General features: G+C 62.9%; 26 protein-coding genes and 1 tRNA gene. 5 read left to right on the forward strand and 22 right to left on the reverse strand.

The features are described 5' to 3' along the window. Positions 1-39: 39 nt before the first annotated feature. Positions 40-2,787: a preprotein translocase subunit SecA gene (gene secA / locus GRX31_RS02770; RefSeq protein WP_016451020.1), complete on the reverse strand. Its 2,748-nt coding sequence runs from the start codon at positions 2,785-2,787 to the stop codon at positions 40-42. 310 nt (positions 2,788-3,097) lie between these two features. Between secA and GRX31_RS02775 the strand changes: the two genes are divergently transcribed. After that, positions 3,098-3,403 carry a hypothetical protein gene (locus GRX31_RS02775; RefSeq protein WP_016445601.1) on the forward strand — a complete coding sequence of 102 codons (306 nt, stop codon included), beginning with the start codon at positions 3,098-3,100 and terminating at the stop codon, positions 3,401-3,403. A gap of 429 nt (positions 3,404-3,832) precedes the next feature. On the opposite strand, the gene GRX31_RS02780 is transcribed toward GRX31_RS02775, so the two are convergent. The 10 genes from GRX31_RS02780 to GRX31_RS02825 all read right to left on the reverse strand — a co-directional run bounded on the left by GRX31_RS02780 (position 3,833) and on the right by GRX31_RS02825 (position 9,777). Beyond that, positions 3,833-5,719 carry a DUF927 domain-containing protein gene (locus GRX31_RS02780; RefSeq protein WP_237426603.1) on the reverse strand — a complete coding sequence of 629 codons (1,887 nt, stop codon included), beginning with the start codon at positions 5,717-5,719 and terminating at the stop codon, positions 3,833-3,835. Continuing rightward, positions 5,713-6,003: a hypothetical protein gene (locus tag GRX31_RS02785; RefSeq protein ID WP_046986118.1), complete on the reverse strand. Its 291-nt coding sequence runs from the start codon at positions 6,001-6,003 to the stop codon at positions 5,713-5,715. The genes GRX31_RS02780 and GRX31_RS02785 overlap by 7 nt, the downstream gene beginning before the upstream one ends. Beyond that, a complete protein-coding gene (locus tag GRX31_RS02790) occupies positions 5,990-6,907 on the reverse strand; it encodes a toprim domain-containing protein (protein WP_046986117.1) in 918 nt (305 codons plus the stop codon). The genes GRX31_RS02785 and GRX31_RS02790 overlap by 14 nt, the downstream gene beginning before the upstream one ends. Continuing rightward, positions 6,904-7,152 (reverse strand): hypothetical protein, encoded by a 249-nt coding sequence (locus tag GRX31_RS02795; RefSeq protein WP_046986116.1) that lies wholly within the window; start codon positions 7,150-7,152, stop codon positions 6,904-6,906. The genes GRX31_RS02790 and GRX31_RS02795 overlap by 4 nt, the downstream gene beginning before the upstream one ends. Beyond that, complete coding sequence (locus tag GRX31_RS02800) at positions 7,149-7,553, reverse strand: hypothetical protein (protein ID WP_160851366.1); 405 nt, start codon at positions 7,551-7,553, stop codon at positions 7,149-7,151. Before GRX31_RS02800 ends, GRX31_RS02795 begins: the two co-directional genes overlap by 4 nt. A gap of 3 nt (positions 7,554-7,556) precedes the next feature. After that, positions 7,557-7,763: a hypothetical protein gene (locus GRX31_RS02805; RefSeq protein WP_154833617.1), complete on the reverse strand. Its 207-nt coding sequence runs from the start codon at positions 7,761-7,763 to the stop codon at positions 7,557-7,559. A 290-nt stretch (positions 7,764-8,053) separates the two neighbouring features. Then, complete coding sequence (locus tag GRX31_RS02810; RefSeq protein WP_154833616.1) at positions 8,054-8,311, reverse strand: hypothetical protein; 258 nt, start codon at positions 8,309-8,311, stop codon at positions 8,054-8,056. A gap of 142 nt (positions 8,312-8,453) precedes the next feature. Next, on the reverse strand, positions 8,454-8,696 hold the full coding sequence (locus GRX31_RS02815; RefSeq protein WP_154833615.1) for a hypothetical protein: 243 nt from the start codon (positions 8,694-8,696) through the stop codon (positions 8,454-8,456). After that, positions 8,693-8,905: a helix-turn-helix transcriptional regulator gene (locus GRX31_RS02820; protein WP_046986111.1), complete on the reverse strand. Its 213-nt coding sequence runs from the start codon at positions 8,903-8,905 to the stop codon at positions 8,693-8,695. Before GRX31_RS02820 ends, GRX31_RS02815 begins: the two co-directional genes overlap by 4 nt. An 86-nt stretch (positions 8,906-8,991) precedes the next feature. Then, positions 8,992-9,777 (reverse strand): hypothetical protein, encoded by a 786-nt coding sequence (locus GRX31_RS02825; protein ID WP_160851368.1) that lies wholly within the window; start codon positions 9,775-9,777, stop codon positions 8,992-8,994. 546 nt (positions 9,778-10,323) lie between these two features. Here GRX31_RS02825 and GRX31_RS02830 point away from each other — a divergent pair. Together GRX31_RS02830 and GRX31_RS02835 are read left to right on the forward strand one after the other, a co-directional pair. After that, positions 10,324-12,399 carry a DEAD/DEAH box helicase gene (locus GRX31_RS02830; RefSeq protein ID WP_160851370.1) on the forward strand — a complete coding sequence of 692 codons (2,076 nt, stop codon included), beginning with the start codon at positions 10,324-10,326 and terminating at the stop codon, positions 12,397-12,399. Beyond that, entirely contained in the window at positions 12,396-13,745 is a 1,350-nt protein-coding gene (locus tag GRX31_RS02835) for a DNA-processing protein DprA (RefSeq protein ID WP_160851373.1), read from the forward strand. Before GRX31_RS02830 ends, GRX31_RS02835 begins: the two co-directional genes overlap by 4 nt. Positions 13,746-14,381: 636 nt before the next feature. Here GRX31_RS02835 and GRX31_RS02840 read toward each other — a convergent pair. The 7 genes from GRX31_RS02840 to petA all read right to left on the reverse strand — a co-directional run bounded on the left by GRX31_RS02840 (position 14,382) and on the right by petA (position 20,126). Beyond that, positions 14,382-15,620: a tyrosine-type recombinase/integrase gene (locus GRX31_RS02840; RefSeq protein WP_160851375.1), complete on the reverse strand. Its 1,239-nt coding sequence runs from the start codon at positions 15,618-15,620 to the stop codon at positions 14,382-14,384. 174 nt (positions 15,621-15,794) lie between these two features. After that, a tRNA-Thr gene (locus tag GRX31_RS02845) sits at positions 15,795-15,870 on the reverse strand. 99 nt (positions 15,871-15,969) lie between these two features. Continuing rightward, positions 15,970-16,500 (reverse strand): ClpXP protease specificity-enhancing factor, encoded by a 531-nt coding sequence (locus GRX31_RS02850; protein ID WP_017405520.1) that lies wholly within the window; start codon positions 16,498-16,500, stop codon positions 15,970-15,972. Between the two features lie 110 nt (positions 16,501-16,610). Continuing rightward, complete coding sequence (locus tag GRX31_RS02855; RefSeq protein WP_012207298.1) at positions 16,611-17,222, reverse strand: glutathione S-transferase N-terminal domain-containing protein; 612 nt, start codon at positions 17,220-17,222, stop codon at positions 16,611-16,613. A 104-nt stretch (positions 17,223-17,326) separates the two neighbouring features. Continuing rightward, positions 17,327-18,082 carry a cytochrome c1 gene (locus GRX31_RS02860; protein WP_016445599.1) on the reverse strand — a complete coding sequence of 252 codons (756 nt, stop codon included), beginning with the start codon at positions 18,080-18,082 and terminating at the stop codon, positions 17,327-17,329. 17 nt (positions 18,083-18,099) lie between these two features. Beyond that, a complete protein-coding gene (locus GRX31_RS02865; RefSeq protein ID WP_016451018.1) occupies positions 18,100-19,515 on the reverse strand; it encodes a cytochrome b in 1,416 nt (471 codons plus the stop codon). 14 nt (positions 19,516-19,529) lie between these two features. Next, entirely contained in the window at positions 19,530-20,126 is a 597-nt protein-coding gene (gene petA / locus GRX31_RS02870; RefSeq protein WP_016445597.1) for a ubiquinol-cytochrome c reductase iron-sulfur subunit, read from the reverse strand. 149 nt (positions 20,127-20,275) lie between these two features. On the opposite strand from petA, the gene mscL reads away from it, so the two are divergent. Beyond that, positions 20,276-20,704, forward strand: coding sequence for a large conductance mechanosensitive channel protein MscL (gene mscL / locus GRX31_RS02875; RefSeq protein ID WP_160851523.1), 429 nt, complete (start codon positions 20,276-20,278; stop codon positions 20,702-20,704). A gap of 92 nt (positions 20,705-20,796) precedes the next feature. On the opposite strand, the gene pdxA is transcribed toward mscL, so the two are convergent. The 3 genes from pdxA to GRX31_RS02890 all read right to left on the reverse strand — a co-directional run bounded on the left by pdxA (position 20,797) and on the right by GRX31_RS02890 (position 24,110). Further along, complete coding sequence (gene pdxA, locus GRX31_RS02880) at positions 20,797-21,858, reverse strand: 4-hydroxythreonine-4-phosphate dehydrogenase PdxA (protein WP_160851377.1); 1,062 nt, start codon at positions 21,856-21,858, stop codon at positions 20,797-20,799. Between the two features lie 90 nt (positions 21,859-21,948). Beyond that, positions 21,949-22,710, reverse strand: a complete 762-nt coding sequence (locus GRX31_RS02885) for a Nif3-like dinuclear metal center hexameric protein (protein ID WP_016445595.1) — start codon at positions 22,708-22,710, stop codon at positions 21,949-21,951. A 74-nt stretch (positions 22,711-22,784) separates the two neighbouring features. Next, the gene (locus tag GRX31_RS02890) at positions 22,785-24,110 is read right to left on the reverse strand and encodes an MFS transporter (RefSeq protein ID WP_160851380.1); all 1,326 of its coding nucleotides are present in this window, start codon (positions 24,108-24,110) and stop codon (positions 22,785-22,787) included. 299 nt (positions 24,111-24,409) lie between these two features. Here GRX31_RS02890 and GRX31_RS02895 point away from each other — a divergent pair, with 299 nt between their 5' ends. Continuing rightward, the gene (locus GRX31_RS02895) at positions 24,410-25,561 is read left to right on the forward strand and encodes a S1C family serine protease (protein WP_012207313.1); all 1,152 of its coding nucleotides are present in this window, start codon (positions 24,410-24,412) and stop codon (positions 25,559-25,561) included. 70 nt (positions 25,562-25,631) lie between these two features. Here GRX31_RS02895 and GRX31_RS02900 read toward each other — a convergent pair whose 3' ends face one another. Beyond that, a complete protein-coding gene (locus GRX31_RS02900; RefSeq protein ID WP_237426604.1) occupies positions 25,632-26,534 on the reverse strand; it encodes a D-hexose-6-phosphate mutarotase in 903 nt (300 codons plus the stop codon). Between the last annotated feature and the right edge of the window lie 69 nt (positions 26,535-26,603).

Genomic DNA, 26,603 nt, shown 5'->3' on the forward strand with positions numbered 1-26,603 from the left:
GTTTTCCGTGTCTTGCGGCGTCTTACGACGCCGGCCGCATCACGACAGCTTGCCGTGGCACTGCTTGTACTTCTTGCCGCTGCCGCAGGGGCAGGGATCATTGCGGCCCACGCGAGCGCCTTCGGGCAACTCCAGCGGCTCGTCTTCGACGGAGCCACCGATGTCGCCATCCGAGGGAGCGCCATAGGTCATGTGCTCCAGGCTGTGGGCGCTGCGCTGCTCCATGGCCTCGGTGGCCTGCTCCACCTGTTCGCGCGACTGCACCTGCACGGTCATCAGCACGCGCGTGACTTCGGTCTTGACCTGGTCGATGAGCTGGCGGAACAGCTCGAAAGCCTCGCGCTTGTATTCCTGCTTGGGCTGCTTCTGGGCATAGCCACGCAGGTGGATGCCCTGGCGCAGATAGTCCAGCGCGGACAGGTGGTCACGCCAGTTGGTATCAAAGCTTTGCAGCAGCACGGCGCGCTGGAATTGAGTGAAGTTCTCGCGTCCGATCAGCTCAACCTTGGCCTCGAACACTTCACGGGCAGCCTGCAGCACCTTCTCGAGGATCTCCTCGTCGGTGATGGCGTGCGCGGACTGCACTTGCGATTGCAGCGGCAGCTGGATGCGCCATTCGCTTTCCAGCGCCTTTTCCAGGCCGGCCAGGTCCCATTGCTCTTCCATGGACTCGGCGGGCACGTACTGGCGCACCAGGTCGGACACCACGTCATCGCGCATCACCGTGATCATCTCGTGCAGGTCCGAGGCATCGAGGATCTCGTTGCGCTGCTGGTAGATCACCTTGCGCTGGTCGTTGGACACGTCGTCGTATTCGAGCAGCTGCTTGCGGATGTCGAAGTTGCGGGCCTCGACCTTGCGCTGAGCGCCTTCGATGGAGCGGGTCACGATGCCGGCTTCGATGGCTTCGCCATCGGGCATCTTCAGGCGGTCCATGATGGCGCGCACACGGTCGCCCGCGAAGATGCGCATCAGCGCATCGTCCAGGCTCAGGTAAAAGCGCGAGGAGCCGGGGTCGCCCTGGCGGCCCGAACGGCCACGCAGCTGGTTGTCGATACGGCGAGATTCGTGGCGCTCCGTGGCGATGATGCGCAGGCCACCCAGGGCCGAAACCTTGTCATGCTCGATCTTCCAGTCGGCGCGCATCTGTTCGATGCGCTGCTGGCGTTCGGCTTCGGACAGGGATTCATCGGCCTCGACAGCCGCAACCTGCTTTTCGATGTTGCCGCCCAGCACGATGTCGGTACCACGACCGGCCATGTTGGTGGCGATGGTGATCATGCCGGGACGGCCAGCCTGGGCCACGATGTCGGCCTCGCGCTCGTGCTGCTTGGCGTTGAGCACCTGGTGGGGCAGGTTTTCCTTGTTGAGCAGCTCGTCGATGATTTCCGAGTTCTCGATCGAGGTCGTACCCACCAGCACGGGCTGGCCGCGCTCATGGCATTCGCGAATGTCGCGGATCGCCGCCTCGTACTTCTCGCGCGTGGTCTTGTAGACGCGGTCGAGCTGGTCGTCGCGCTTGCTGGGACGGTTGGGCGGAATCACCACGGTTTCGAGGCCGTAGATTTCCTGGAATTCGTAGGCTTCGGTATCGGCCGTACCCGTCATGCCCGCCAGCTTGCCGTAGAGACGGAAATAGTTCTGGAAGGTGATCGAGGCCATGGTCTGGTTCTCGGCCTGGATGGTCACGCCTTCCTTGGCCTCGACAGCCTGGTGCAGGCCATCGCTCCAGCGCCGGCCCGCCATCAGGCGGCCCGTGAACTCGTCGACGATGACGATCTCGCCGTTCTGCACCACGTAGTGCTGGTCACGGTGGTAGAGGTTGTTGGCGCGCAGCGCCGCATACAGATGGTGGACCAGGGTGATGTTGGCCGGGTCGTAGAGCGAGGCGCCCTCGGCAATCATGCCGGCATGGCCCAGCAGGCGCTCGGCGGCTTCGTAGCCCTGGTCGGTCAGGAATACCTGGTGGCTCTTTTCGTCCACCGTGAAGTCGCCGGGCTTGGTCACGCCTTCGCCCGTGCGGGGATCAGCCTCGCCTTCCTGGCGCACCAGGTTGGGCACGATCTTGTTCATGGCCACGTACATGGCCGTGTGGTCCTCGGCCTGACCGCTGATGATCAGCGGCGTGCGGGCCTCATCGATCAGGATGGAGTCCACCTCGTCGACGATGGCGTAGTTGAGCACGCGCTGAACGCGGTCGCCCGACTCGTAGACCATGTTGTCGCGCAGGTAGTCGAAGCCGTATTCGTTGTTCGTGCCGTAGGTGATGTCGCTGTTGTAGGCGGCCTGCTTTTCCTCGCGCGGCATGTTGGGCAGGTTGATGCCCACCGACAGTCCGAGGAAGTTGTACAGCTTGGCCATCCAGGTGGCATCGCGGTTGGCCAGATAGTCGTTCACCGTCACCACGTGCACGCCATTGCCCGACAGTGCGTTCAGGTAGACCGGCAGCGTGGCGGTCAGCGTCTTGCCTTCGCCGGTGCGCATTTCGGCGATCTTGCCGTAGTGCAGCGCCATGCCACCCAGCAGCTGAACGTCGAAGTGGCGCATCTTCATGACGCGCTTGGACCCTTCGCGCACCACGGCGAAGGCTTCGGGCAGCAGGTCGTCCAGCGACTCTCCCTTGGCCACACGCTCCTTGAATTCCTGCGTCTTTGCGCGCAGATCCTCGTCGCTGAGCTTCTCGTAGTCGGGCTCCATCGCATTGATGCGAACGACCGTCTTGCGGTATTGCTTGAGAAGCCGATCGTTTCGGCTGCCGAATAGTTTGGTGAGGAAGTTGGTGGCCATGCGAAAAAGACACACCGCCACCCGCTGAAGCGGACTGCGGTGTGCCTGGAATCCCTAGATTGTTGGATTTCAGATGGGGCCGCTCCACCTGCCTGCAAGTACCCTGCTGGAGAACACATGCGGCCGGGCTGAAGCGAGAACCGAACAATTGATTCTAACTGTCTCTGTCCAACCCTCTTCCAGGCAGGCCGACGCATGCGGCCGCAGAGCCCTGAACCCGAATTCCCGGACCCGCGCCGCCCTGCAGATGCTGCTATAACGAGGGTCCCGGCTGGCGCATGCCTACGCTGCCTGACCAGCCTTCGAGCCCATGACCTTCACACGCCGCAATCACGCCGTCACCGCCCTGCACGCTGTCGAGAACTCGCCGACACTGGCCCGGCTCGCCCAGCTCACACGCGACTCCAGCAATCGCCTGACGGCCATCCTGCCCCTGGTGCCGCCGCTGCTGCGCGACAGCCTGCAGGCAGGCCCCATCGAGGGCAGCACCTGGTGCCTGCTGGTGCGCAACAACGCGGCAGCGGCCAAGATACGCCAGCTGCTGCCGGCCATGGCCGCCCACTTGCGCACCAAGGGCTGGGATGTGGCCGAGATCCGCCTCAAGGTCCAGGCCTGACCGGCCACTGAAGAGCGGCTGCCGGAATCGGGGCACGGAAATGAAAAAAGGCCTCCTGAGGAGACCTTCTGGTGCGGTTGTCGGATTCTAAAAATCATGCAAGTCATTGATTGTTAAAAACAAATAACACATCCAAAAATCAGGGATACACCAGGGGATACAAATTCCCCAACGACTTTGCAACGGCCAACCTGCTGGCCCCGCGCTGGCCACCTCCGCCAACGCAAGAGCCCGCCACAGTGGGCGGGCCAACTCCAAGTTCCTCCCCTGCCTGCCCGTCCATCGCCGGACGGCGCATTACCTGGACTTGGTTAGTTCACGGTGTTCAAGGTGTTCCCGGTGTTCCACCCTTAAAAATCAATAGGTTATGACGGAACACGCGGAACACCCAGCGTGTTCCGGTGTTCCACAAACCCAGCGATCAGAATATCAATCCAGCTTTTCATACTGTATTTGATAAATGCGCTCTTTACGGGCGTGAATTCTCTTGCTCTTAGATGACTTGCCATCCTTTCCAGGTAATGGCATTGCTCCTGCACCTTGCAATACACGAATGGCCGAGCCGAAATCAAAGCCTTTGAGCGCCTCGCGCAGACCATCGGCAGTAAACCAATACTCCATTCCCTGCCCGTCATGCGCCCACCAACCTGCGCGGTTCTGCACGCGCTGCTCCTTCTCGTCGTAGGCGCCGTTGGCATCCGAGAAACGACTATCCCCGTGACGTTCGATGAAACTTCGCACCGCCTGCAGCACCTGCCCCTGCTCGGCGTTGCCTGAAATTTCACCGCGCTGCGCAAGCCAAGCGGCAAAGCCGACTTGCGCCGCGCTGGTGGCCTCGCCTTCTTTCCATCCGGTGATGCCGTAGGCGGTGGCCAGCTCCCCGGCCAACGCCAGCACAGCCAGGCGGGCAGCAGCTCGTGCAGGCTGGCCGTCGCCTGCACTGGCGCTGTTGCTGGTCATCAGCTCGGCCTTGATGGCCTCCAAACTGGCGGCCATGTCCTGCGTGTCGCGCGTGAGCTTCTCCAGGAAGGCCCGGCCCGCTGTACCGTGGTGCTGGCGGCTGGCGCGCTTGATGGCATCGGAGAACGCCGGGCCGCTGGCGTGGCCGTGCAGCAAGTCCCATGCGCCATGCCGGCGTTGCACTGGTATATCCAGCAGGCGCACGGCTTGGCCAGCCTTGATGCGCTGGCCCGCGTCCTGCATGCTGGTGGCGATACTGCGCTCGCCTGTGGACAGAACTGAGCTGCGCCAGCGGGTGACGGTGCGGGCGGCTCCGCTGCGGCTGGCACGGGCTTTCCCTCGGCCATTGCCCAGCATGTAGACCACCTCGCCTACATCACGCGGGTCACATTCGCTGATTTCATCCAGTGCCAGCAGGCCATCGCCAAACAGTGCGGCGGTTCCCTCCAGGCCGTTGGCCGTGGCCCGCCAACTGCGGCGGTAGCTCTCGCCACCCCAGACGCTGCACGCGGCCTGCAGAGCCGTGGTCTTGCCAGTCGAGCTGTCGCCCACCAGGTGCAACCCTCCAGACTCCATGCCCACCAGCGCCAGCAAAGGGCCAGCGAAGGCACTGCACAGCGGCAGCACCAACATGGGATTGCCCACGGCAGAGGCTGCGATAGACGCCTGCCAGCCGGGCAGTGTGCCGCGCTGGGTGTACTCATCAATGTGCAGCCCCTGGGCCTGAAAGGTCACGCGCGCGGCCCTGGGACCAATGACGCCATCGGGCAGGGCAAACGCCTTGAAGTCGCCACCTGCCCAGCCCGTTTGCGTAGCAGCCTCCATCTGCCGCACTGGTGTCTGGTTTTGCAGGTACACGGCCAGCGATTGGCGGCCGGCCTGGCTGGGGTCGATGTATACGCCCATGGACAGCAGCACGCCGCGCAGGTCTGCGCCGTCGCCCTTGAGCATCTCCATGGGCATGGCCCACTGTCGCCAGTGGCCGCGCGTGTCTCGAAAGCGCAGCAGGCGCCCGAAGTTGTTGCCCGCGCTGTCGAAGGTGACGGCTTCGATGTGCAAAGGGCCGCTGATGCGCTGTTGCGTCAGCGTAGGCGGCGCATTGCCTCGACCCGGCTTGGCACCGAAGTGCCACACGCCCGGACGGTAGCGCGTGCCGTCTGCGGTCTGGTACTCATCGTCCAGCACAACGAAGCGCGGGCGCTCGGTCTCGCCGGGGATGGGGTTGTTGACGCTGGCCCTGGTGCCTGGCGCTGCTGATGGGAGCGGCCGCACCTTCACATGACACCCGACACGCTCCCACAAATCGGCCAGGCTCTGCACAGCCGCGGCCTGCGGCTTCCTGCTGTTCATCAGCATGTAGTCACCTCCGTGGCACGCACGTCCAGCACCAGCGCACCAGCCTTGCCAGGCAGTGGGCCAGCGTCGATGGTCATGGGGGCAGGGTGTGTCCTGGCGCACGCCTTGCGCAGCGCGGCCAGCGCCTGGGCATCGGGCTTCCGGGCCTGCTTGAGCGCGGGCTCTGCCTGAAAGTGGAGCGGGTGCGGCCAGCACGGAGTGCGCCTGGTCAGTGCAATACGCACCAGCCGCGCACGGTTACAAGCCAGCGCTACGGCTGCGGTGCTGTGGTCAGCGGTTTTCATGGGGCAAGCCCTCCAGAACCTCGGCAAAGCACGCGCGCACCGCGCCAGTGCCAGCCAGGGAAAACAGGTCGTTGAAGTCGGTCGCCTTGCGCGGGCGGTGAGCAGGGAACTGCGGAGCAACCACCAGGCCGCCCACAGCCAGCGCGGCGGCGCGCGCTGCTGCCATGCCAGGGTTGCCCTCGGTGGTGTGGTCATCGTCAGCCGCCAGGATGATGGGCATAGTCGGGAACTTGCGGCGCAGGGCCTGGGCGACGGGGGCCAGGTTGCCGGCGCTGAATGCGGCGGCCACGGCCAGGCCAGTCGCGGCGCGAATGCTGTGCATCGTTGCCATGCCCTCGCCCAGCACCAGTGCCATGCCGGGTCGGCCTACCGCGTGATAACAGCCGTGCACACGGCCACCGGACATGAACCGCTTGCGGCCATCAGGCGCAATGGTCTGCAGGCTGTGCAGGATGCCCGATGTGTCCCGCATGGGCACCAGCAGCGCGGCACCCTCGGCACGCAGGCCAAACGGTTGGATGCCCTTGGCGGTCAGGTAGGGGTGCTGCATCACCGGCAAAGCTGTTTCCCACCTTGCGCATGCCTCTGAGTGGGCCTGCTGCTGGCGCTGCAGGGTCGCGGCATCACGCTGAGCCTTCGCGTCACGCACGCGCTGGCGCATGGTGTCGCGCTCGGCCTGGGACATGGCGCTGTCTGCTTTGCTGCACCAGACCTGGGTCAGCCCGCTGCGCCAGCAACCGAACACGCCAGCCGGCAGGCCGTCTGCATGCAGCACATACCAGCCCGCACTGTCGCTGCGCTTGCCGGTAGTGCTAAACCTATGTAGCTGGCCATCGGCGTGGATGGTGTCAGGCGGCAGGATGCCAGCGGCCTCCATGGCTTGGGAAAACTGCCCGGCAATCATTGCCCCATCTCCAGCACGCGGCGCAGTTCTTCCGTAGTGCGGTCATCCTCACCACTCAGCACAGACATTGCCACGCTGTTCAGTTCAATGACGCGCAACACCATGGAGCGGAGGAAAAGGTATTCAGGTTCGTTGGGCAGGTTGCTTCTCAGATGAACACTGATGGACTCAATTTCCTCGACGCAGGACAGCGCCAGTTCATCGCGCTCCGCCCTCTGCCACGGGGCAATGGCCACAACGCTCATAAAGCACCGCCCTTCTTGATAGCAGCCAGCATGTCCTCATAGCTGCTCTCCGTCAGGTTCGCCACGTCCATTGCCACAAATGCCGCCATGCTTGCCAGGCGTCGGATACGTGAATTACTCGCGGTCTCGGCTTCGATAGTTTTGGCAATCTCGACAACCCATTCAAGGGCTTCTGCCGCAGTGCGAAGGGGGTCAATTACGTCCTCGGGATGCAGTCCGCCAAACATACGCCTGCAGGCCGAAAGGTCCTGCTGGCAGGCATCAGACAACGGCGGCGGCAGTGCTGATAGCGGCAGTCCGAGCGCAATGCAGTCGATGGCATCGCGCGGCTGCACGTCAGGCTGTTTTTGGCAAGGCTGCGCCCCCACTGCCTCGCTGGCAGCGTTTTTCTTGGTCTTCATGGTTCAGCCCTCCAGGATGGCGGACAGGTTGCGCAGCGCGGAAAGGGCTTGAATGGCCTTGCGGCGGGCGCCGGGCAGATTGGCCTGAGGTTGGCGCAGATAGAACACGGCCATGTTCAGCGCGTTGTGCGCATCGGCGTGCAATTGGATGGGGTCAGGCGTGCCCGTGGTGGGCGAGGTGGGCGCAGCAGTGCGCAAAGAGATAGCCATGATTGGCTCCAAGCAGGTTCGGTTTGCATAAACCACCGCTCCACTTCCACGTGGGGGCGGTGACTCGATGGGTGTGGAAGACCGGGAACCCGCTTGCGCGAACCGGCCAGGCTTGCGCCTGCCCATCGAGCCACCATAAAAAGGGGCACGAACGACAAAGCCGCACTCCATTGCGGGAACTGCGGCTTTCGTCGCAGCGGATTCAGCGGACTTCCACATCCGATTGCGCGTAACAGGCGCAATACATGAACTGTAGCACGGCATCTTGTAGCGAGGGAAGGGACGGCGCATTACTGCAACCCCTTCTCTGTCAGGCACTGGCGCCCTGCGTCGGTCAGGCGGTAGCGTCCCGGCTGCGTCAGCAGGCCATCGCTGTCCACCACGGTGATGCGCTCCATCTCGATGGCGTCATGGCCAAAGCGCTGGCGCAGTTGGCGGATGACCTCCGGGCCATTGGACACACCGGCAATGCGGTCAATGGCCTCGCGGGCAATCCAGTTTCTCGAATCAACCAGGGCACGAACCACACGGGTCTGACGTGGCGTCATGCTGCGGGTGCTGATACGATGGGCGCCGTTACTAGGGGCGCTCAGTTCTGCATTGCGGGGCTGGGCGTTTTCTTTTGGGCTCATGCCTGAACCCTCCATGCATGGCGGATGCGCGCGGCGACGGAGAAGATGGCGAGCAGCATCATTCATGCCCCCCAGCAAAAGCCCGTAGCTTGGCGTCGGCCAGGTGCTCGGCAGCCTGGGCGGCGCGCGCAGCCTGTGCATCGAGCGCGGCGCGCATGACCCGGGAGGCCTGGGCGGCGCGCACTGCCTGGGCGTCGAGGGCGGCGCGTGCGTAATCGTTGCCAGGCTCACGGCCTGCCATCGGTGTGGTACCGCGGGAGACTCCTGGCTCTGCGGAGTCAATGATGGCGAAGGCGCTCATGCGGCCACCTGCAGGCGAGGCATGCGCTTGGCCTTCTGGGCTTCAATCCAAGTGTTCAGCTCACCATCGTCGAAGAACACGGCGCTTTGGCGATGGTCACCCATCTTGATGGGGCGGGGAAAGCTGGGGTCGAGCTTCACCAGGCGCTCGATGCTGGAACGGCTTTGACCGATAAGAGTGGCGGCAGTGGATTTCTTGATAAGAGGCATGTTCTTGCGTCCTTGCGCTTTGTGAGACATGCCGCGAATGTCTGCGGAGGGGGCCGCGTCTACCACCTCGCGCGCGTTTGCGCCTGCTATCGCGCGTTGGAGCCTGCCCGCGCCCTCCTTACCCGGTCGCGCCGGCTATCCCTTGAAAGCTCCTGGGGCTTGTCGTTCGCATCTCGCCACTGGATACGGCCATCCTCCGTCACGCCCACAAGCGGCGGGCGCGGCGTCGGCCCTACAGCCCACGCCCGCATCAACACGAAAACCTGCGCGGCATCGCCGCCACAGTCCCGCATGGCCTTCTCCACCAGCGGGGCCAGCAAGTCCCGCCGCTGGCGCTTCATTGGCATCACGGCCACCCCAGCAGTGGGCGAGCCCTCCATGGCGTCAGCATCTTCTGGCCCCTGCCCTCCCATCTCCCCTGGTAGCGGCTCCCACTCCATCACATACCGCGCCAGCTCGGCGGCGTTGTGTCTCGCCTTGGCCTCGTCCTTTTGCCCTGTCGCCTGCGCCAGCTCGGCCACCCATTCCTCCGTGAAGGCGCCGCGCTCGCAGCGTTCGTACACCACACCCCCAGCGGTCTCATCAAACTCCAGAAGCTGCCGGACTGTGAACGGGAAAGGCAGCAACGGGCGCTGCCCCGGAAGGCCATACATGCCAGGCTCACCCTGCTTCGGCTCAGGATCGCTCAGTCCGGTGCAGGCCGCCAACTCCTGCGGTAACGTCACTTGCACCGCTTCTTCATCCAGCGCCAGCCAAAGCCCATCACGCCGGAACACGTAGAGCACTGCACCGCCATCACCAAAGCTCTCCCCGCTCAGCATGCTCATGCCCAGCAGGGCCCGCAGGTCTTCCCGCTGATAAGTCTTTATCACCACCACACTGCCTTAGTACAACACCTGTAGAGAATGCCCCGGCAGGCGAGCAGGCTCCCCGCTTTTCATTTGGCAGGACTATCCGGGGCAAAACATCGCGGGCCTGCACCTCGGCTTTCGAGGACTGGCTGGCCGCGCTGCTGTTGAAAGATGCCAAGGTACGCAAGTGGTACGCACGGAATGTAGGCTTCGCCCGCGTACCAAACGAAGGGCGCGTGCTGCGAACCGACAACGCTGCCGTGCAGCCCCCTCATCCAGGCACAGCCTGAATGCACGGCATTTGAGCGGCCTGCGGAAGGAACTCAAGCATTCGGCGCATTGCAGGGCGCGGTAGACCTCGATCTCGACGCGTTGGTTGCAGATAGGCAGCACGGTCTGAGGTCGGTATGCACCGGATGACGCCGCGCAGGTTTCCATATATATCCGAGGTCTAGGACAAGTTCCGAAAAGGTGCCGATGCGATCACTTATTCTTGGGTGTCAGGCGCGCGCCCAGCTCGCCGTGACCCGCAAAATCAGCAGCACCACAAATGTTCCAGGAAGTCCCATGAAATACGACCAAGCTCGCGCCTTACAACTCCTCCGAGAAGGCAGTGGCAATCCTAACGCCATCTTCCGCGACTCGCAGGAAGATGCGATTCGTCACCTCGTTATGGGTGCAGAGGGGCGCCTCCTCGTAATTCAAAAGACGGGTTGGGGCAAAAGCTTCGTTTACTTCATCGCGGCAAAACTGATTCGCGAACAAGGGGGGGGGCCAACCCTCCTGGTATCCCCCTTGCTCTCTCTCATGCGAGATCAGGAGATGGCGGCGGAGCGCATGAATGTGACGGCCAGAACCGTCAACTCGACCAATCGGCTGGATTGGGACGAGATCGCCAAGCAGATCGAGGAAGGGAAGATCGACGTCCTCATGTTCCACCCGAAGCAGCTGGCGAACACGAATTTCCAGGCCAGCCTGCTGGCCAAGATTCCCAACGTGTCGATGCTCGTCGTCGACGAAGCCCACTGCATTTCGGACTGGGGGCATGACTTCGTGCCCGAGTACAAGCTGGTCACGCGGCTCATTACGTCGCTGCCTTCCAACTTGCCGGTGCTCGCGACCACGGCCACGGCAAACGAACGCGTGTCAGGCGATCTCGAGCAGATCCTTGGCCCCAAACTGCAAGTGAAACGCGGCTCGCTGAATCGGCCATCCATCACGCTCCAGACAATAACATTTGCAAACGATGCAGAGAGGCTCGCCTGGCTCGCACAGACAGTGCGCAGCCTTCCCGGTAGCGGCATCATCTATGCCCTGACGAAGGCCCATGTGCAATACATCGTCAGTTGGCTCACGCACTGCGGACTTACGGTCATGGGCTATACAAGCGGGTCAGAGGACCGCGCTTTTCTCGAGCGTGCGCTCAAGGAGAACAAGGTCAAGGCGCTTGTTGCGACCTCGGCGCTTGGCATGGGCTATGACAAGCCTGACTTGACCTTCGTCATCAATTACCAGCCACCGTCCTCTGTCGTCCACTACTACCAGCAAGTGGGGCGCGCCGGGCGTGCGATCGATGATGCTCGCGGAGTCGTACTGGCGGTCAAGAACCAACAGGACATCAACACCCACTTCATCGACAGCGCGTTTCCAACGCGTGATGAGGTAACCGCTGTCATGGAAGCGCTCGATACGGCTGGGGACGATGGCCTTTCAGTGCCGGCTCTTCAGGAGGTCATCAACTTGAGCAAGGGACGAATCGTTAAAACGCTGGATGCTCTTGCCATCGAGAACCCCTCGCCGATCCTGAAGGAAGGCTCAAGCTGGAAGTTCACAGGCAGGATGTTGGCGGACAGCTTCTGGGAGACGGCCCGAAGGGTGACTGATCTGCGGCGAGCCGAGCTCGCTCAGATGAAGGAGTACATGGCCCTCACCGAAGGGCACATGAAGTTTTTGGTCGCGGCTCTCGATGGTGACCCGACTACCGTTGAGGAGCCGCGCAGTCCACCGTTGCCCACCGCGGTTGCCCCGGCGCTCGTTGCGGAGGCGGATCGGTACATGAAGGACACCAGCTTGCCGATCCAGGCGCGCAAGAAGTGGCCTGACGGAGGACTAGACGGATACGAGCTGCGGGGAAATATTGCAGAGAATCTGCGTGCGGGAGACGGTTTGGCGCTCTCGATGTACGGTACGGCAGGGTGGGGCGATATCGTCCGTGATGCTCGCTACGTACAGAAGCACTTCGGCGACGACCTCGTGAAGGCATGCGCCGGGCTGGTGCGCCGGGCTGCTTTTAAACCAGCTCCGGAATGGGTCACCTGCATCCCGTCACTCAACAATCCGAATCTCGTGCCGAGCTTTGCGAAGCGGCTTGCCGCTGAGCTTGGCCTTCCATTCCACGCAGCGCTGACCAAGGTGAAGCACACCTCCGCTCAGAAGTACATGCACAATAGCTCTCAACAGGCGAGGAACCTGGATCAGTCGCTTGAATTTAGCGACTTTGACGGCAAGGTCGGCCCGGTGTTGTTGGTCGACGATATCGTGAACTCGGGTTGGACGTTCACGGTTGGCGCTTGGCTGCTGCGCTCCAACGGTTGCGGCGAAGTGTGGCCCCTCGCGCTTGCCAAAACTGGGAATGAAGAATGAGTCCGCAGATTTCCGAAAACTGCCAAGCGATCTTGCTCTTAACGGCGCCGCTGATGGTCGGCAAGGTTAGTACCCGTGCGGAACTGTTGAAGCAACGTGAGTACAGCGACCTCACAAGGTTCCTCATGCAACAAGGCTTTCAGCCGTCCGACCTTCTCAGCCCACAGTCCCCTGCGCTGCGCGAAGCCGAGCACCTGTTTGGGCCAGGACGACTGACCCGCTTGATGGGCAGAGGGTTTCAGCTTGCCCAGGCGCTTGAGTATTGGAGTGCGCGTTCGATCTGGGTGGTGAGTCGCGCCGATTCCCGTTATCCCAAGCGGATCAAGTCACGTCTTAAGCACGAAGCGCCGCCCGTCATGTACGGTTGTGGCGATTTGGATCTTGTCGACAACGGCGGCCTAGCTGTCGTAGGTTCCCGTGACGCGGACGACGAGATACTGAGCTATGCCCAGCGTGCGGGAGAGAGGGCGGCCAGTGTTGGCAGAGGCTTGATCTCCGGTGGCGCTAAGGGTGTCGACAGTGCTGCTATGAATGGGGCTGAGGCTCTTGGCGGCATAGTCTGCAACGTCATGGCAGAAGGACTAGCGCAGGCGGCAATCAGTCGGAGATTCAGAGATGGCCTTCAAGAGAGACGCACATTGCTGATCTCTCCCTATGACCCAAGCGCTGGCTTCAACGTCGGGCACGCCATCGCGCGCAACAAGTTTATCTTCGCGTTGGCTGACATTGGCTTGGTCGTGAATTCAGACTTAGAGCGGGGTGGGACGTGGGCAGGCGCGATAGAGCAGCTTCGTAAGCTTCACTTTGTTCCGCTCTACATTCGATCGAGTGGCAAGCGTTCAGCTGGCCTAGACGCTTTGCTCCGAGAGGGAGCCTTGCTCTGGCCAGAGCCGGAGGATGGACAAGCGCTAGAGGCGCTGTTTGCGGATCGATCAAACGATAGCCAGGCTGCTGCTTATCAGGAAAATCTTGACTTCAAGATTTCTGCTGTTGCGCCGAGCGCGGTTTCGGATGCAGTTCCAGATGCAGCGCGCCAGTTGTCGATTCTTGAAGAGCCGCCTGGTGACCGAGGGGCCTTCAAAGAAGATACGTCAGATCCGTCGGCTGCACAAAAGCTCACTCTCGTTGAGGCTCCCTCTGGTCCGCCAGTTGGCTTAAAGCATGAGATGTTCGCGACCTTTGAACGGTTGATTCGGCAGGTACTTCACGCACCCAAGAAGGCCGCTCAGATCGCCGAGGAGTTGGATCTCAATCAGATGCAGACGAGAGACTGGTTGAACCGACTAGTTGCCAACGGTGTAATCGAAAAGAAGAAGAGCGACGCGACCTACCGGCTTGCCGCTTGAAGCCCCTCTGAGGAGAGCGCCTCGCCGAGCTCGCATCCAAGTCCGAAATGCGAGTCTCGGGGGTATCTGCCAAAGCGAAAGCCTTTCGCCAGGGCGCGCCACAGCCTTGCTGTCGCCTAGTCTTTGCAATTAAGCAAGACGCGCGCTGAGCCAGTCGTTCAACTGCGGATCCCGGCCACGCTCATAGAGTTGCGGGCCACGGAGGATAAGCGGTCCCATGTGGGGCCTGCTGCGGGCGCTCGGGCGTCCAGCCGGGAGTGACTCAAGTCAACCTGAAACGGCCGGCAACTGGCCGGCAGAGATCATCGCGCATTGACAACTCATTCGGCTCGCCAGCCTACGGCTGACAGTTCACGCCTTGTTACAAAGCTGGCGCCAACACGCCACTTGGCGGCAGCAGCCTCGCAGGCGACGAATAGCTACATATTCAATAGCAACAAACACAAACTGCACTTGGCGGAACACCTGGAACACCAGGATTTCTTGCGGTGTTCCACCAAAAAAGAGAGAAAACAATTCTCAAATCAACAACTTACCTTACATGGAACACCGGAACACCTGGAACACCACATAAATACAAGTCGCGTGCGATAGCAGCAGCAGGATGTCTCGGCCTTGGTGCTTCTGCTACCCACTTCAGGCAGCACGCACACCAGCAAGGTCTGCCGCCATGGCGTCCAGCCTGTCTGCCCACCACTGCATCAGTTCACGGCGCTGGGCCAGGTACTGCGCTTTGTTGTAGACGCCCTCAGTGCCTCTGACCTTGTGTGCCAGAGCGCTATCCACGATGCGCCATTCCTTCCCGGCCTCGTTGGCCGCTGTGCTGAACAGGTGGCGCATGCCGTGGGGTGTCTGCCGCCCCTTGTAGCCCATGCGCGCAAGAGCCTGATTGAACGTCATGTTGCTGATGGGCGTGTCCATACTGCCGCGGCCCGGGAACAGGAGAGGGCTCTTTCCTGCGTACTGCTTTAGTTCGCGCAACAGCTTCACGGCCTGGTCTGGCAGTGGAAACACGAACTCGCGGCGCTCCTTCTTCCGGCTGGCGGCCACCGTCCATAGCCCCGCCTCAAGGTCGAACTCATCCCATGGCGCTTCTCTCAGCTCAGACGGGCGCACCGCCAACAGCGCCAGCAACTGCAGCCCGATGGACAGAGAGCGCGACGGATGGGCGCGCATCGCACGAATCAGGCCGGGAATCTCTGCCTGGGACACATGAGCAAAGTTCTCATTGCGGCTGGGCGCAATGAACTTGTGCAGGTTGTCGATGGGGTTGAACTTTGCGCGGTCGGTCACCTGGGCCAGAGCGTAGATGTCTCGGCAGTAGGCCCGTGCCTTGGCGATGGTTTCGAGAATGCCCTTTTCCTCCATGCGCTTGAACAGGGCAAACCACTCGCTGGCGGGGATGGCTGTGTAGTCCCGTGCTCCCATGCTGGGTAGAACGTGGTTCTCAATCATGGCCTTGGCGCGGTCATAGGTGTCACCTGTCCAGCTCTTGGCGTCCTTCTTGACCTTGAGCCACTCAGTTGCCAGTTGGGCGAATGTCTCGCGTGGTTCCGCATCCTCCAGCGCAGGCGGGCTTTTCGCCTGGGGCAGCGGGATTCCTTCATCCTTGGACTGCTTGAGCCACTGGCGGGCCTTCTCACGCGCCTGCTGGCCGGTGAGCTGATGCGTGCCCTTGCCGTATCCACCAATCCCCAGCCACCCCCATTTCCCCTCTGGCGTCTTGTACCTGAGCTGCCAATCCTTCGTGCCGCTCGGCTTCACGCGCAGGTACACGCCATCGCCGTGCCGCTCACGGTACATGGTGGCTCCCGGCTCAAGGCTCTCTATCACCGTATCCGGCATGGGCCTTCGCTTGATTTCTTCTCGCTTCATGCCTTGTATCCCTGAGTTAGAAAAACCAGGTAATTTTGCAGGGATACACGAGGGGATACAAGAAAAGTCGCGCTGTGTAGCCGCATGCATGAGCATGTACAGGCATGCTTGCAAGGCTAAGCCCTTGTCAGAAAACAAAAAACCCGCATGTTTGAGCATGCGGGTTTATGTTTTTGGTGCCGGTTGTCGGATTCGAACTGACGACCTACCGCTTACAAGGCGGGTGCTCTACCAACTGAGCTAAACCGGCGAAGCACGCATTCTAGCGCAGAAAAATGCTGCCTCGGACTTTCCCGATGGGGCCAAGCACGCTTGCGGGAGCAACGGTATGCGCGCCGATGCGAAAAACCTACTTGACCAGCTTCAGCGAAGGCCGCGTACCCGAAGGCGGCGGCGTGCGCGGTGGCTCTTCGTCATCACCTTCGCTGTGGATGCTCACCAGCTGCACCACGCGCTCGTCGGATGCAGGCTCGGCCGGCACCTCAGCGGCGGCGTCCTGTGGCACAGGCTCATCGGATGCCTGCCCGGGCGAAACATCGTTGTCGGCTTCGGCCTCGGGCTCCGGCGCCGGGAAAGCCATGCCTTGCCCGGTCTCGCGTGCGTAGATGGCCATCACCTGCTCCACGGGCACCATGATTTCGCGGGGCTTGCCGCCAAAGCGGGCCGTGAAGCTGATGAAATCATTGCCCATCTGCAGGCCGCTGGTGGCGTCGTAGCTGACGTTGAGCACGATCTCGCCGTCGCGCACGAACTCGCGCGGCACCTGCACATTGCGGTCCACACGCACGGCGATGTGGGGCGTGAAGCCGTTGTCGGTGCACCACTCGTACAGTGCCCGGATCAGGTAGGGGCGGGTGGAAGTTGCTTCGGGGGCAGTCATGACGATCCCAGGAAATGAGTGGTCTGAGTGGTCGGAACACGAAAACGGGCAGGATGGCGACCGGTTGACCGCCTTCCCTGCCCGCGCAATCAGTCGTCAACCGATGCGAATTACTTGCGCATCACCTTCTCGGAAGGCGTCAGCGCTTCGATGTAGGCAGGGCGCGAGAAGATGCGCTCGGCGTACTTGAGCAGCGGGGCGGCGTTCTTGGACACCTCGATGCCGTAGTAGTCCAGGCGCCACAGCAGCGGGGCGATGGCCACGTCCAGCATGGAGAAGTTCTCGCCCAGCATGTACTTGTTCTTGAGGAACACGGGAGCCAGCTGCGTCAGGCGGTCGCGGATGTGGGCGCGGGCCTTCTCGATGGCCTTTTCGTTGCCCTTGACGTTGCGCTCCTCGAGCGTGCTCACGTGGACGAACAGTTCCTTTTCGAAATTCAGCAGGAACAGGCGCACGCGGGCGCGGTCCACCGGGTCGCCGGGCATCAGTTGGGGATGCGGGAAGCGCTCGTCGATGTACTCGTTGATGATGTTCGATTCGTACAGGATCAGGTCGCGCTCGACCAGGATGGGCACCTGGCCGTACGGATTCATCACGCTGATGTCTTCAGGCTTGCTGAACAGGTCCACATCGCGGATCTCGAAGTCCATGCCTTTTTCGAACAGGACGAAGCGGCAACGGTGTGAAAAGGGGCAGGTCGTTCCCGAATAAAGCACCATCATGGTGGAGGCTCCTAAAAATCAAAAAGAGTGGGTCGCTCGCGGCGCCCACTCTGCACACAGTTCAGCCGCAGCAATTGCTTGCACGGCCTTCTGCAGTCACGGTTTTATTTGACGTCTTTCCAGAACGCGGCGTTGAGGCGCCATGCGATGAAGATGAAGACCGCCAGGAAAAGCAGCACACCCACGCCAATGCGGGTGCGGCTGTTCTGTGCCGGCTCACCCATCCATTGCAGGTAGTTCACCAGATCGCCAACTGCCTGATCGTACTGCACTGCGCTCATGCTGCCAGGAGAGACCTGCTCCCACCCCTTGAAAACCTGGGTCTTCACACCGTGCTCCTCGGCTTCTTCGAAGATGGCGCGGCGCTCGCCCTGCAGTTGCCACAGCGCATGGGGCATGCCCACGCTGGGGAAGGCCAGATTGTTCCAGCCCGTGGCCTTGGTGTCGTCGCGGTAGAAGGTGCGCAGGAAGGTGTAGAGGTAGTCGGCGCCCGTGCCGTTGTGGCCGGCACGCGAACGTGCGATCACCGTCAGGTCCGGAGGATTGGCGCCGAACCACTCCTTGGCTTCCTTGGGGTTGATGGCCGCCTTCATGGTCTCGCCGACCTTGTCGGTGGTGAAAAGCAGGTTGTCCTTGATTTCCTGCTCGGTCAGCCCGATGTCCTGCAGCCGGTTGAAGCGCATGAATGCGGCCGAGTGGCAGCTCAGGCAGTAGTTGACGAACAGCTTGGCGCCGTTTTGCAGCGATGCCGTGTCATTCGTCTTGCCCGGGGCCTTGTCCCAGGCGATGCCGCCTTCGGCAGCCTGTGCACCGGTCACGATGCCCAGGGCCGCGATCAACGTGAGAATCAGTTTCTTCATTGTTGTTCTCTCCAGCTTCAGTGCGGCTTGAACGTCACACGATCGGGAACGGGTTTGGTCTTGCCCAGACGGCTCCACCAGGGCATCAGCAGGAAGAAGCCGAAGTAGAACAGCGTTCCGACCTGGGACACGCGCTCGCCGATGGGCGAAGGCGGCTGCACGCCGAGATAGGCCAGGATCACGAAGTTGATCACGAAGATGCCGTAGAGATACTTGTGCCAGCTCGGGCGGTAGCGGATGGACTTGACCGGGCTGCAATCGAGCCAGGGCAGCGCGAACAGGATGATCACGGCACCGCCCATCACCACCACACCCCAGAACTTGGCATCGATGGACAGCATCATGGCGATGACGCCCAGGGCCACGATGGCGACCACGCCCTTGACGGCGGCCGGCAGGCGCGACTTGAGCACGCCAAAGCCCGCACCCAGCACCACGCAGGCGATGAGCACGTACATCATCTCGCTGGTGATGGCACGCAGCATCGAGTAGAACGGCGTGAAGTACCAGACCGGCGCAATGTGCGAAGGCGTCTTCAGCGGATCGGCCGGGATGAAGTTGTTGTACTCCAGGAAGTAGCCGCCGAACTCGGGCGCGAAGAACACCACGGCCGAGAACAGGAACAGGAACACCGTCACGCCGAAGATGTCGTGCACCGTGTAGTAGGGATGGAAGGGAATGCCGTCCAGCGGATGGCCCTTGGCGTCCTTGGGCGCGTTGGGGCCCTTGATCTCGATGCCATCCGGGTTGTTGGAGCCCACATCGTGCAGCGCCAGCAAGTGGGCCACGACCAGGCCCAGCAGCACCAGGGGCACGGCGATCACGTGGAAGCTGAAGAAGCGGTTGAGCGTGGCATCGCCCACCACGTAGTCGCCACGGATCAGCAGCGCCAGGTCAGGGCCGATGAAGGGGATCGCCGAGAACAGGTTCACGATCACCTGGGCGCCCCAGTACGACATCTGGCCCCAGGGCAGCAGGTAGCCCATGAAGGCCTCGGCCATCAGCACCAGGAAGATGGCGCAGCCGAAGATCCAGACCAGTTCACGCGGCTTGCGGTACGAACCGTACAGAAGACCGCGGAACATGTGCAGATAGACGACGACGAAGAAGGCCGACGCACCCGTGGAGTGCATGTAGCGGATCAGCCAGCCCCAGGGCACATCGCGCATGATGTACTCCACCGAGGCGAACGCCTTTTCGGCGTCGGGCTTGTAGTGCATCACCAGGAAGATGCCGGTGACGATCTGGATCACCAGCACCAGCAGCGCCAGCGAGCCGAAGATGTACCAGAAGTTGAAATTCTTCGGAGCGTAGTACTCCGACATGTGCACGCGATAGGCGTCGAAAGCCGTGGGAAAACGGTTCTCGAACCAGTTCGTGAGCTTGGCGCCGGCGGGCGCATTCGGATCGATGTCCTTGAATTCGTGGGCCATTGTTCTTGTCTCCCTCAAGCCTTGTCTTCACCAATGAGGAGCTTGGTCTCCGACAGGTACATGTGCGGCGGCACCTGCAGGTTGTCGGGAGCCGGCTTGTTCTTGAAGACACGGCCAGCCATGTCAAAGGTCGAGCCATGGCAGGGGCACAGGAAGCCGCCCTTCCAGTCGCTGGGCAGCGAGGGCTGGGCGCCCGGCTGGAACTTGTCGGAAGGCGAGCAGCCCAGATGCGTGCAGATGCCGACGACGACCAGCACTTCGGGCTTGATCGAGCGGGCCTCGTTCATCGCATAGGGCGGCGTGAACTCTTCAGGGTGGCGCTTGGATTGGGGATCGGCCAACTGGCTGTCCAGTTCGGGCAGCTCCTTGATCTGGTCAGGCGTGCGCTTGATGATCCAGACGGGCTTGCCGCGCCACTCGACCGTGAGCTTCTCGCCGTCCTTGAGGGCGGAGATATCGACCTCCACTGCAGCCCCGGCGGCTTTGGCCTTCTCGGATGGCTGGAAGGTGCTCACGAACGGGACGGCTGTCGCCACGCCGCCCACCGCACCAGCGCACGCCGACGTGATGATCCACGTCCGCTTGCTGGAGTCGATTGGAGTGTCACTCATGGGGTTCCTCGAACTACGTCGCTTGAGTTGGGGTCAACAATAAATTGTAGCGGGGCGAGTATGGTTATTCCATGCTGCTTGTGCCGTTGACAGGCTCCAAAGCCGCGCAATACTGCGCTATCTCAAACTCTTTCCAGATGGAGCCAGCCATGGGCATGATGCAGGAATTTCGTGAGTTCGCAGTTAAGGGAAACGTGGTAGATCTCGCCGTGGGCGTCATCATTGGTGGAGCGTTTGGCAAAATCGTTGATTCCGTGGTAAACGACCTGATCATGCCGGTCGTGGGCCTGGTTTTCGGCAAGCTGGACTTCTCCAATCTGTTCGTCGTGCTGGGCAGCGTACCCCCCGGAACGGCGATGACGCTCGATGCGCTCAAGAAGGCCGGCGTCCCCGTATTTGCCTATGGAAACTTCATCACGGTGGCAGTGAACTTCATCATCCTGGCCTTCATCATTTTCATGATGGTCAAGCAGATCAACCGCCTGCGCCGCGAGGCACCGGCAGCCCCCGCTCCCGCGCCCGTCCCCCCCGAAGACATCGTGCTGCTGCGCGAGATTCGCGACAGCCTCAAGCGCTGAAATCCGTGTTTTGACGCAAATCAAAACGCCCGTGGCATGGTTGCCACGGGCGTTTTCCATTACTGCAGATTCCCGGTGCTTGGGCTAGCCATTCAAGCCGCCAATTTGCGCGCCATTCGCACGGCCTCAATCAGGCTTCCGGCCTCTGCAACACCCTGCCCCGCAATATCGAAAGCCGTGCCGTGGTCCGGACTGGTGCGTACCAGCGGCAGCCCCAATGTGACATTCACGCCTTTTTCCACGCCCAGGTACTTCACGGGAATCAGTCCCTGGTCGTGGTACATGGCCAGCACCGCGTCGAACTCGCCGGGATGGGCGGGAGCATTGCGGGCGCGCATGAACACCGTATCGGGCGCAAAAGGTCCGTGGGCGTCCAGGCCCTCGGCGCGCGCCTGGGCGATGGCCGGGGCAATGATCTCCACCTCCTCGCTGCCGAACAGGCCGCCCTCGCCCGCATGCGGGTTCAGCCCTGCCACACCGATCCGCGGCGGGCGGCCCAGGCTGCGAGACAAGGCCTCATGCGTGATGCGCAAGGTCTGCAGCAGGTTGTCCTTCGTTACCGCATCGATCGCCTTGCGCAGCGAGGTATGGATGCTGACCAGCACCGTGCGCAGCTCATCGTTGGCCAGCATCATGCGCACCGGCATGTGCGACAGCTCCACGCCCGCGTGTCGGGCCGCCTCGAATTGCAGCAATTCCGTGTGGCCGGGGAAGTCCACGCCTGCGGCATGCAGCGCCTCCTTGTGCAGCGGCGCCGTCACCAGAGCCGCGATCTCGCCGCGCAAGGCAGCCCGCGCAGCCCAGACCACGCAGCGCGCGGCCGCGTCACCGGCGCTGGCGCTCACCTGCCCCCAGGGCGCAGGACCGGGCAGCCCGGGCAGTTCCAGCAAAGGGACGCAATGGGGCGGCACCTGCCACAGTTGCTCGACCGACTCGATGACGGCCACGGGCATGGGAATGGCGTTGTCGCCATCGCGCGCACGCGCCGCCACGGCGGCTGCCCGGCGCAGCGTCTGCAACTCGCCGACGACGAAGCAGCCGCGCATCTGCTCGGGCGCGTCCATGAACGCCTTGGCAATGGTCTCGGGCCCCACCCCGGCAGAGTCGCCCTGGGTGATGGCCATCAAGGCCGTGGACTGTGTGGAATCAGGCATTTTCAGTATCCGGATCAGGCAAGCCGGTCATTCGCACCACGCTTGCGGCAAAAGGCTCCGCCAAAGGGATGCGCCAAGGATGGAACTGCATCAGGCCGGATTGTCGATCTCGATGAAACGGTGCTCCAGCCCCAGCTCCAATGCCACCTGACCCGCCAGGGCCGGCGCGCCGTAGCGCTCCGTGGCATGGTGGCCTGCTGCCAGGAAGGCCACGCCCGTCTCGCGCGCCAGATGCGCCTGCGGCTCGGAAATCTCGCCCGTGATGAAGGCATCGGCCCCAGCGGCAATCGCGGCCTCAAAGAAACCTTGCGCGCCGCCCGTGCACCAGGCAATGCGGCGAATGGGGTGATTGGGGCGCAGGCGCTCTCCCCCCACGCAGACAGGCGTGCGCCCCAACGCCTGCTCCACATGCCTGCCCAACGCAGCCGCATCGGCAAAATCCGCTGCCGCCATCCAGCCCAGGTTCTGCTCGCCAAACGTTGCCTGGCCCTCAAGCCCCAGCTGCACGCCCAACTGCGCGTTGTTGCCCCATTGCGGATGGGCATCCAGCGGCAGATGGTAGGCAAAGAGATTGATGTCGTGGGCCAGCAGCAGGCGGATGCGCTCCTTGAGCCAGCCAGTGATGCGGCCATCCATGCCGCGCCAGAACAGGCCGTGGTGCACGAAGATGGCATCGGCCTGCGCCTCGATGGCCGCCTCGATCAGCGCGCGGCTGGCCGTCACCCCGCTGACGATGCGGCGGATCTCGCCGCGCCCCTCCACCTGCAGGCCGTTGGGACCATAGTCCTTGAAGCGCTCGGGCTGCAGCAAACCGTCGAAGTGGGCCAGGAGTTCTTGTCGCGTGGTGCTCATGAAAGGATTGTCAGCGATCCATGCGGCGCCCAGGAAAAAGGGCAGCCATGCTGCCCTTCATTCCACTGCCAAGCTCAGCCGCGCCTGGGTTGCCAACCACGGCAGGCAAGGGGCCAGAAGCCGATGGCCGCGCCCAGGATGCCCATGGCCGCCACATAGTGGGCCGGCGCCATCACATCCACCTGCTGCCACACGGACACCAGCATGGGCGTCATGCCGCCGAACACCGCATAGGCCATGTTGTAGGCAAAGGACAGGCCCGTGAAACGCACCTCGGCCGGGAAAGCGCGCACGCCCACCACCGGCAGCAGCGCAATGCTGCCCACGAAAAAGCCCACCAGCGCGTAGCTCCACACCAGCGAGGACGCCGTGCCCGGCAGGTTCAGATAGAACGCATAGGCCGTCACTGTCATGCCCAGCCAGCCCGTGACCATGGCCACACGCGTGCCCATCCGGTCGGACAGCCAGCCCCAGAACACACAGCCCAGCGTCAGCGTCACCGTGGCCACGGCGTTGGCCTTCATGGCCAGGGCCGCGTCGATGTGGAAGACCTTCTGCAGATAGGCCGGCGTGAACAGCACCACCACCACGATGGCCGTGGACAGCACCCAGGTCATCAGCGCCACCAGCACGCAGGCCTGGCGGTGGTCGCGCACGATGGTCTTGAGCGGCAGTTCGCGGTCGGCCTGCTTGCGCGCCATCAGCTCCTGGAAGATGGGTGTCTCATGCAGGAACTTGCGCAGATAGACCGACACCAGGCCGAACACGCCGCCCAGGATGAAGGGCAAGCGCCAGGCCCAGTCGTGGATCTCCTCGGCGCTGTAGGTGCTGTTGAGCCAGACACCGATGATGGAGCCCAGGAAAATGCCGCCCGTGATGCCCGAAGTCAGCGAGCCGATGGCAAAGCCATAGTGGCGCGCCGGCGCATGCTCGGCCACGAAGACCCAGGCGCCCGGCATCTCGCCACCAATGGCCGCGCCCTGCAGCACGCGCATGGCCAGCAGCAAAATCGGCGCGGCAATGCCGATGGAGGCATAGGTGGGCAGCAGGCCGATCACCAGCGTGGGCACGGCCATCAGGAAGATGGACAGCGTGAACATCTTCTTGCGGCCCAGGATGTCGCCAAAGTGCGCAATCAGAATGCCGCCGATGGGCCGGGCCAGGTAGCCCGCCGCAAAAATGCCCAGCGTCTGCAGCTGGCGCAGCCAGTCCGGCATCTCGGCCGGGAAGAACAGCTTGCCGATGACATTGGCGAAGAAAACGAAAACGACGAAGTCGTAGAACTCCAGGGTGCCACCCAGGGCCGACAGGCCCAGGGTCTTGTAGTCCTGTCGGTTGAGAGGACGTGCGGTCGCAACAGCAGGGGCCATGCCCGGCTGCGCTTGGTCAAGCGTAGTCATGGTTTTTTTCCAGGGATCGAACAGCAGGACGGCGCGGTGGATGCCACGGCAACGGATGGGCGTGCGGCGGCAGATCGTTCTGCAAGACTTCGGGATCGGAGGACTTGGCTCTCTCTTGGGGCCGGCTTGTGGGCCAGCGCAACAGCGAACGCGGCGTGGCGCAGTCGTCCGGGGATTCTAGGGTTTGTACTGTAGCTGTGTGGGGAGCGCGGCTTTGGTGCTCGCCCGCCGGCCCACCGCCCCGCTCACGACATGCCTCACAATGGGGCCTTGTACTCCCGCACAGAACACCACACTTCATGAAACGCACCTGGCTGCTGTTTTCGCAGGCGGTCACCATCCTGGTGGCTGCCTACTTCGTCGTTGCCACCCTGCAGCCGGACTGGCTGCGCCGCGGCGCCGTGCGCAGCAACGCGGGCATTGCGTTGCTGGAGGCGCCGGCCACGCCCGTCGGAGAAGTCAGCCCGGGCAGCTTTGCACCTGCGGCCAAGAAGGCGGCGCCGGCCGTGGTGAGCATCAACACCAGCAAGGCGGTACGGCATCCGCGCAGCAACGATCCGTGGTTCCAGTTCTTCTTCGGCGACCAGGGCACGCAGGAGCAGGCAGGCCTGGGCAGCGGCGTGATCATCAGCACCGACGGCTACATCCTGACCAACAACCACGTGGTCGAGGGCGCCGATGACATCGAGGTCACGCTGACCGACAGCCGCCAGGCCAAGGCCCAGGTGATCGGTACCGATCCCGAGACCGACCTGGCCGTGCTCAAGATCGCCCTGGACAAGCTGCCCGTCATCGTTCTGGGCAATTCCGACCAGATCGACGTGGGCGACCGCGTGCTGGCCATCGGCAACCCCTTCGGCGTGGGCCAGACGGTGACCAGCGGCATCGTCAGTGCCCTGGGCCGCAGCCAGCTGGGCATCAATACCTTCGAGAACTTCATCCAGACCGATGCGGCCATCAACCCCGGCAATTCGGGCGGCGCGCTGGTGGATGCCAGCGGCAATCTGCTGGGCATCAATACCGCCATCTATTCGCGCTCGGGCGGCAGCATGGGCATCGGCTTTGCGATTCCCGTGTCCACGGCCAAGCTGGTGCTGGACGGCATCGTCAAGGACGGCCGCGTGGTGCGCGGCTGGATCGGCGTGGAGCCCAATGAGCTGTCGCCGGAGCTGGCAGAGACCTTTGGCGTGAAGGCCGACTCCGGCGTGATCATCACCGGCGTGCTGCAGGCAGGCCCCGCTGCCCAGGCCGGCATGCGCCCGGGCGATGTGATCGTGCAGGTGGGCGACAAGCCCATCCGCAATGTGTCCGAGCTGCTGACCGCCGTGGCCGCGCTCAAGCCCGGCGAGGCCGCGAAATTCGATGTGCGCCGGGGCGAAGGCCCCGTGGAGCTGCAGATCACCCCGGGCCTGCGCCCTGCGCAGTCGGCACAGCGCATGCAGCGCCGCTGACCCGCCCCCCGCCCCAACGAAAAAAGCGCCTGTGAACAGGCGCTTTTTTCGTTGCAGGGCCGGTGCTGAGCTACAGCTTGTGCAGGCGCTGGGCCGCGCGCCATTGCGCGCCGGGCGCCACATGCACGGGCGCATCGATGGCGGCGGCCTCCACGCACAGCATCTGCCGCCACCCCTGCGGCGGCATGTCGGGCAGACGTTCACACAGCGCGGGGCCGGGGTTCCAGACCACGGTCTCGCTCCAGGCGGCATCCTGCGAGATCCGCAAGCCGCCGCCAGGTGCGGCCAGCTCCATGGCGTTCCCGGGCCGGGGGTAGACGCGATCGAGCTCTTCGCCAAAGCGCACGTCACCGTGCTGCGTGGGATGGGTGTCGGCCACGGCATCCCAGTAAGGCAGGCCGTCAAGGCCTTGCAGCCGGCATTGCTCCACGTCCGCCACGCGCAGGTAGCTGTGCAAGGCGGCAGTGAAAGCCAAAGGCGTGTCGCCCCGGTTGTGCACTACCAGCTCCACGTCAAGCCGGCCGGGCAACAGCGTGACCTCCAGCCAGGTCTCGAAGGAAGGCGGCCAGACGGCGCGCGTCTGCGGCGTGTCGGCGAGCCTGAGCCGCAGGAACAAGCCATCGCCGGCAAGAACCTCGGCCTGTGCTGCATCAGCCTGCCACGGCAGGGTGCGCGCAAAGCCGTGCTTGACCAGCGGGCCGCGTTGGTTGAATTGGGGAAAGCAGACCGGAATACCGCCGCGTATGGGTGTGTGGCCGTCATGGGCCGCCAGGGGACTCAGGAACAGTTGCTCCTCGCCACCTGCCTGCCAGGAAAGCAGTTGCGCCCCTTGCAAGGCCATCAGGGCAGCATCGCCGCAGGCCAGGCGCAGGCGGATGGCGGGCAGGCCCTGCCATGCATCAGCGCAGGCGCCGGGAGCTTGCGCGGCCGCAGGTAAAGCTGTTACTGCGGGAAAGGAAGATGTAACTTTCATGCTTGAATATAGCCTTTCCCCCGCCCAGCCTTCCTCTGTCATGCAACGCTCCCACGCTCCCTCTCCTCT

Source organism: Delftia sp. CH05 (assembly GCF_009827015.1).
In the GTDB taxonomy this organism is placed as follows: domain Bacteria; phylum Pseudomonadota; class Gammaproteobacteria; order Burkholderiales; family Burkholderiaceae_C; genus Comamonas; species Comamonas tsuruhatensis.

Coding starts and splice junctions, on each gene's coding strand:
- GRX31_RS02780 (WP_237426603.1), bottom strand. CDS start 5,719: ATGCTGATGAACAGCAGGAAGCCGCAGGCCGCGGCTGTGCAGAGCCTG.
- petA (WP_016445597.1), bottom strand. CDS start 20,126: ATGAGTGACACTCCAATCGACTCCAGCAAGCGGACGTGGATCATCACG.
- GRX31_RS02785 (WP_046986118.1), bottom strand. CDS start 6,003: ATGAAAACCGCTGACCACAGCACCGCAGCCGTAGCGCTGGCTTGTAAC.
- GRX31_RS02800 (WP_160851366.1), bottom strand. CDS start 7,553: ATGAAGACCAAGAAAAACGCTGCCAGCGAGGCAGTGGGGGCGCAGCCT.
- GRX31_RS02850 (WP_017405520.1), bottom strand. CDS start 16,500: ATGACTGCCCCCGAAGCAACTTCCACCCGCCCCTACCTGATCCGGGCA.
- GRX31_RS02790 (WP_046986117.1), bottom strand. CDS start 6,907: ATGATTGCCGGGCAGTTTTCCCAAGCCATGGAGGCCGCTGGCATCCTG.
- GRX31_RS02775 (WP_016445601.1), top strand. CDS start 3,098: ATGACCTTCACACGCCGCAATCACGCCGTCACCGCCCTGCACGCTGTC.
- GRX31_RS02795 (WP_046986116.1), bottom strand. CDS start 7,152: ATGAGCGTTGTGGCCATTGCCCCGTGGCAGAGGGCGGAGCGCGATGAA.
- GRX31_RS02840 (WP_160851375.1), bottom strand. CDS start 15,620: ATGAAGCGAGAAGAAATCAAGCGAAGGCCCATGCCGGATACGGTGATA.
- GRX31_RS02885 (WP_016445595.1), bottom strand. CDS start 22,710: ATGAGCACCACGCGACAAGAACTCCTGGCCCACTTCGACGGTTTGCTG.
- mscL (WP_160851523.1), top strand. CDS start 20,276: ATGGGCATGATGCAGGAATTTCGTGAGTTCGCAGTTAAGGGAAACGTG.
- secA (WP_016451020.1), bottom strand. CDS start 2,787: ATGGCCACCAACTTCCTCACCAAACTATTCGGCAGCCGAAACGATCGG.
- GRX31_RS02805 (WP_154833617.1), bottom strand. CDS start 7,763: ATGGCTATCTCTTTGCGCACTGCTGCGCCCACCTCGCCCACCACGGGC.
- GRX31_RS02890 (WP_160851380.1), bottom strand. CDS start 24,110: ATGACTACGCTTGACCAAGCGCAGCCGGGCATGGCCCCTGCTGTTGCG.
- GRX31_RS02895 (WP_012207313.1), top strand. CDS start 24,410: ATGAAACGCACCTGGCTGCTGTTTTCGCAGGCGGTCACCATCCTGGTG.
- GRX31_RS02830 (WP_160851370.1), top strand. CDS start 10,324: ATGAAATACGACCAAGCTCGCGCCTTACAACTCCTCCGAGAAGGCAGT.
- pdxA (WP_160851377.1), bottom strand. CDS start 21,858: ATGCCTGATTCCACACAGTCCACGGCCTTGATGGCCATCACCCAGGGC.
- GRX31_RS02820 (WP_046986111.1), bottom strand. CDS start 8,905: ATGCCTCTTATCAAGAAATCCACTGCCGCCACTCTTATCGGTCAAAGC.
- GRX31_RS02835 (WP_160851373.1), top strand. CDS start 12,396: ATGAGTCCGCAGATTTCCGAAAACTGCCAAGCGATCTTGCTCTTAACG.
- GRX31_RS02815 (WP_154833615.1), bottom strand. CDS start 8,696: ATGAGCGCCTTCGCCATCATTGACTCCGCAGAGCCAGGAGTCTCCCGC.
- GRX31_RS02860 (WP_016445599.1), bottom strand. CDS start 18,082: ATGAAGAAACTGATTCTCACGTTGATCGCGGCCCTGGGCATCGTGACC.
- GRX31_RS02810 (WP_154833616.1), bottom strand. CDS start 8,311: ATGACGCCACGTCAGACCCGTGTGGTTCGTGCCCTGGTTGATTCGAGA.
- GRX31_RS02855 (WP_012207298.1), bottom strand. CDS start 17,222: ATGATGGTGCTTTATTCGGGAACGACCTGCCCCTTTTCACACCGTTGC.
- GRX31_RS02900 (WP_237426604.1), bottom strand. CDS start 26,534: ATGAAAGTTACATCTTCCTTTCCCGCAGTAACAGCTTTACCTGCGGCC.
- GRX31_RS02865 (WP_016451018.1), bottom strand. CDS start 19,515: ATGGCCCACGAATTCAAGGACATCGATCCGAATGCGCCCGCCGGCGCC.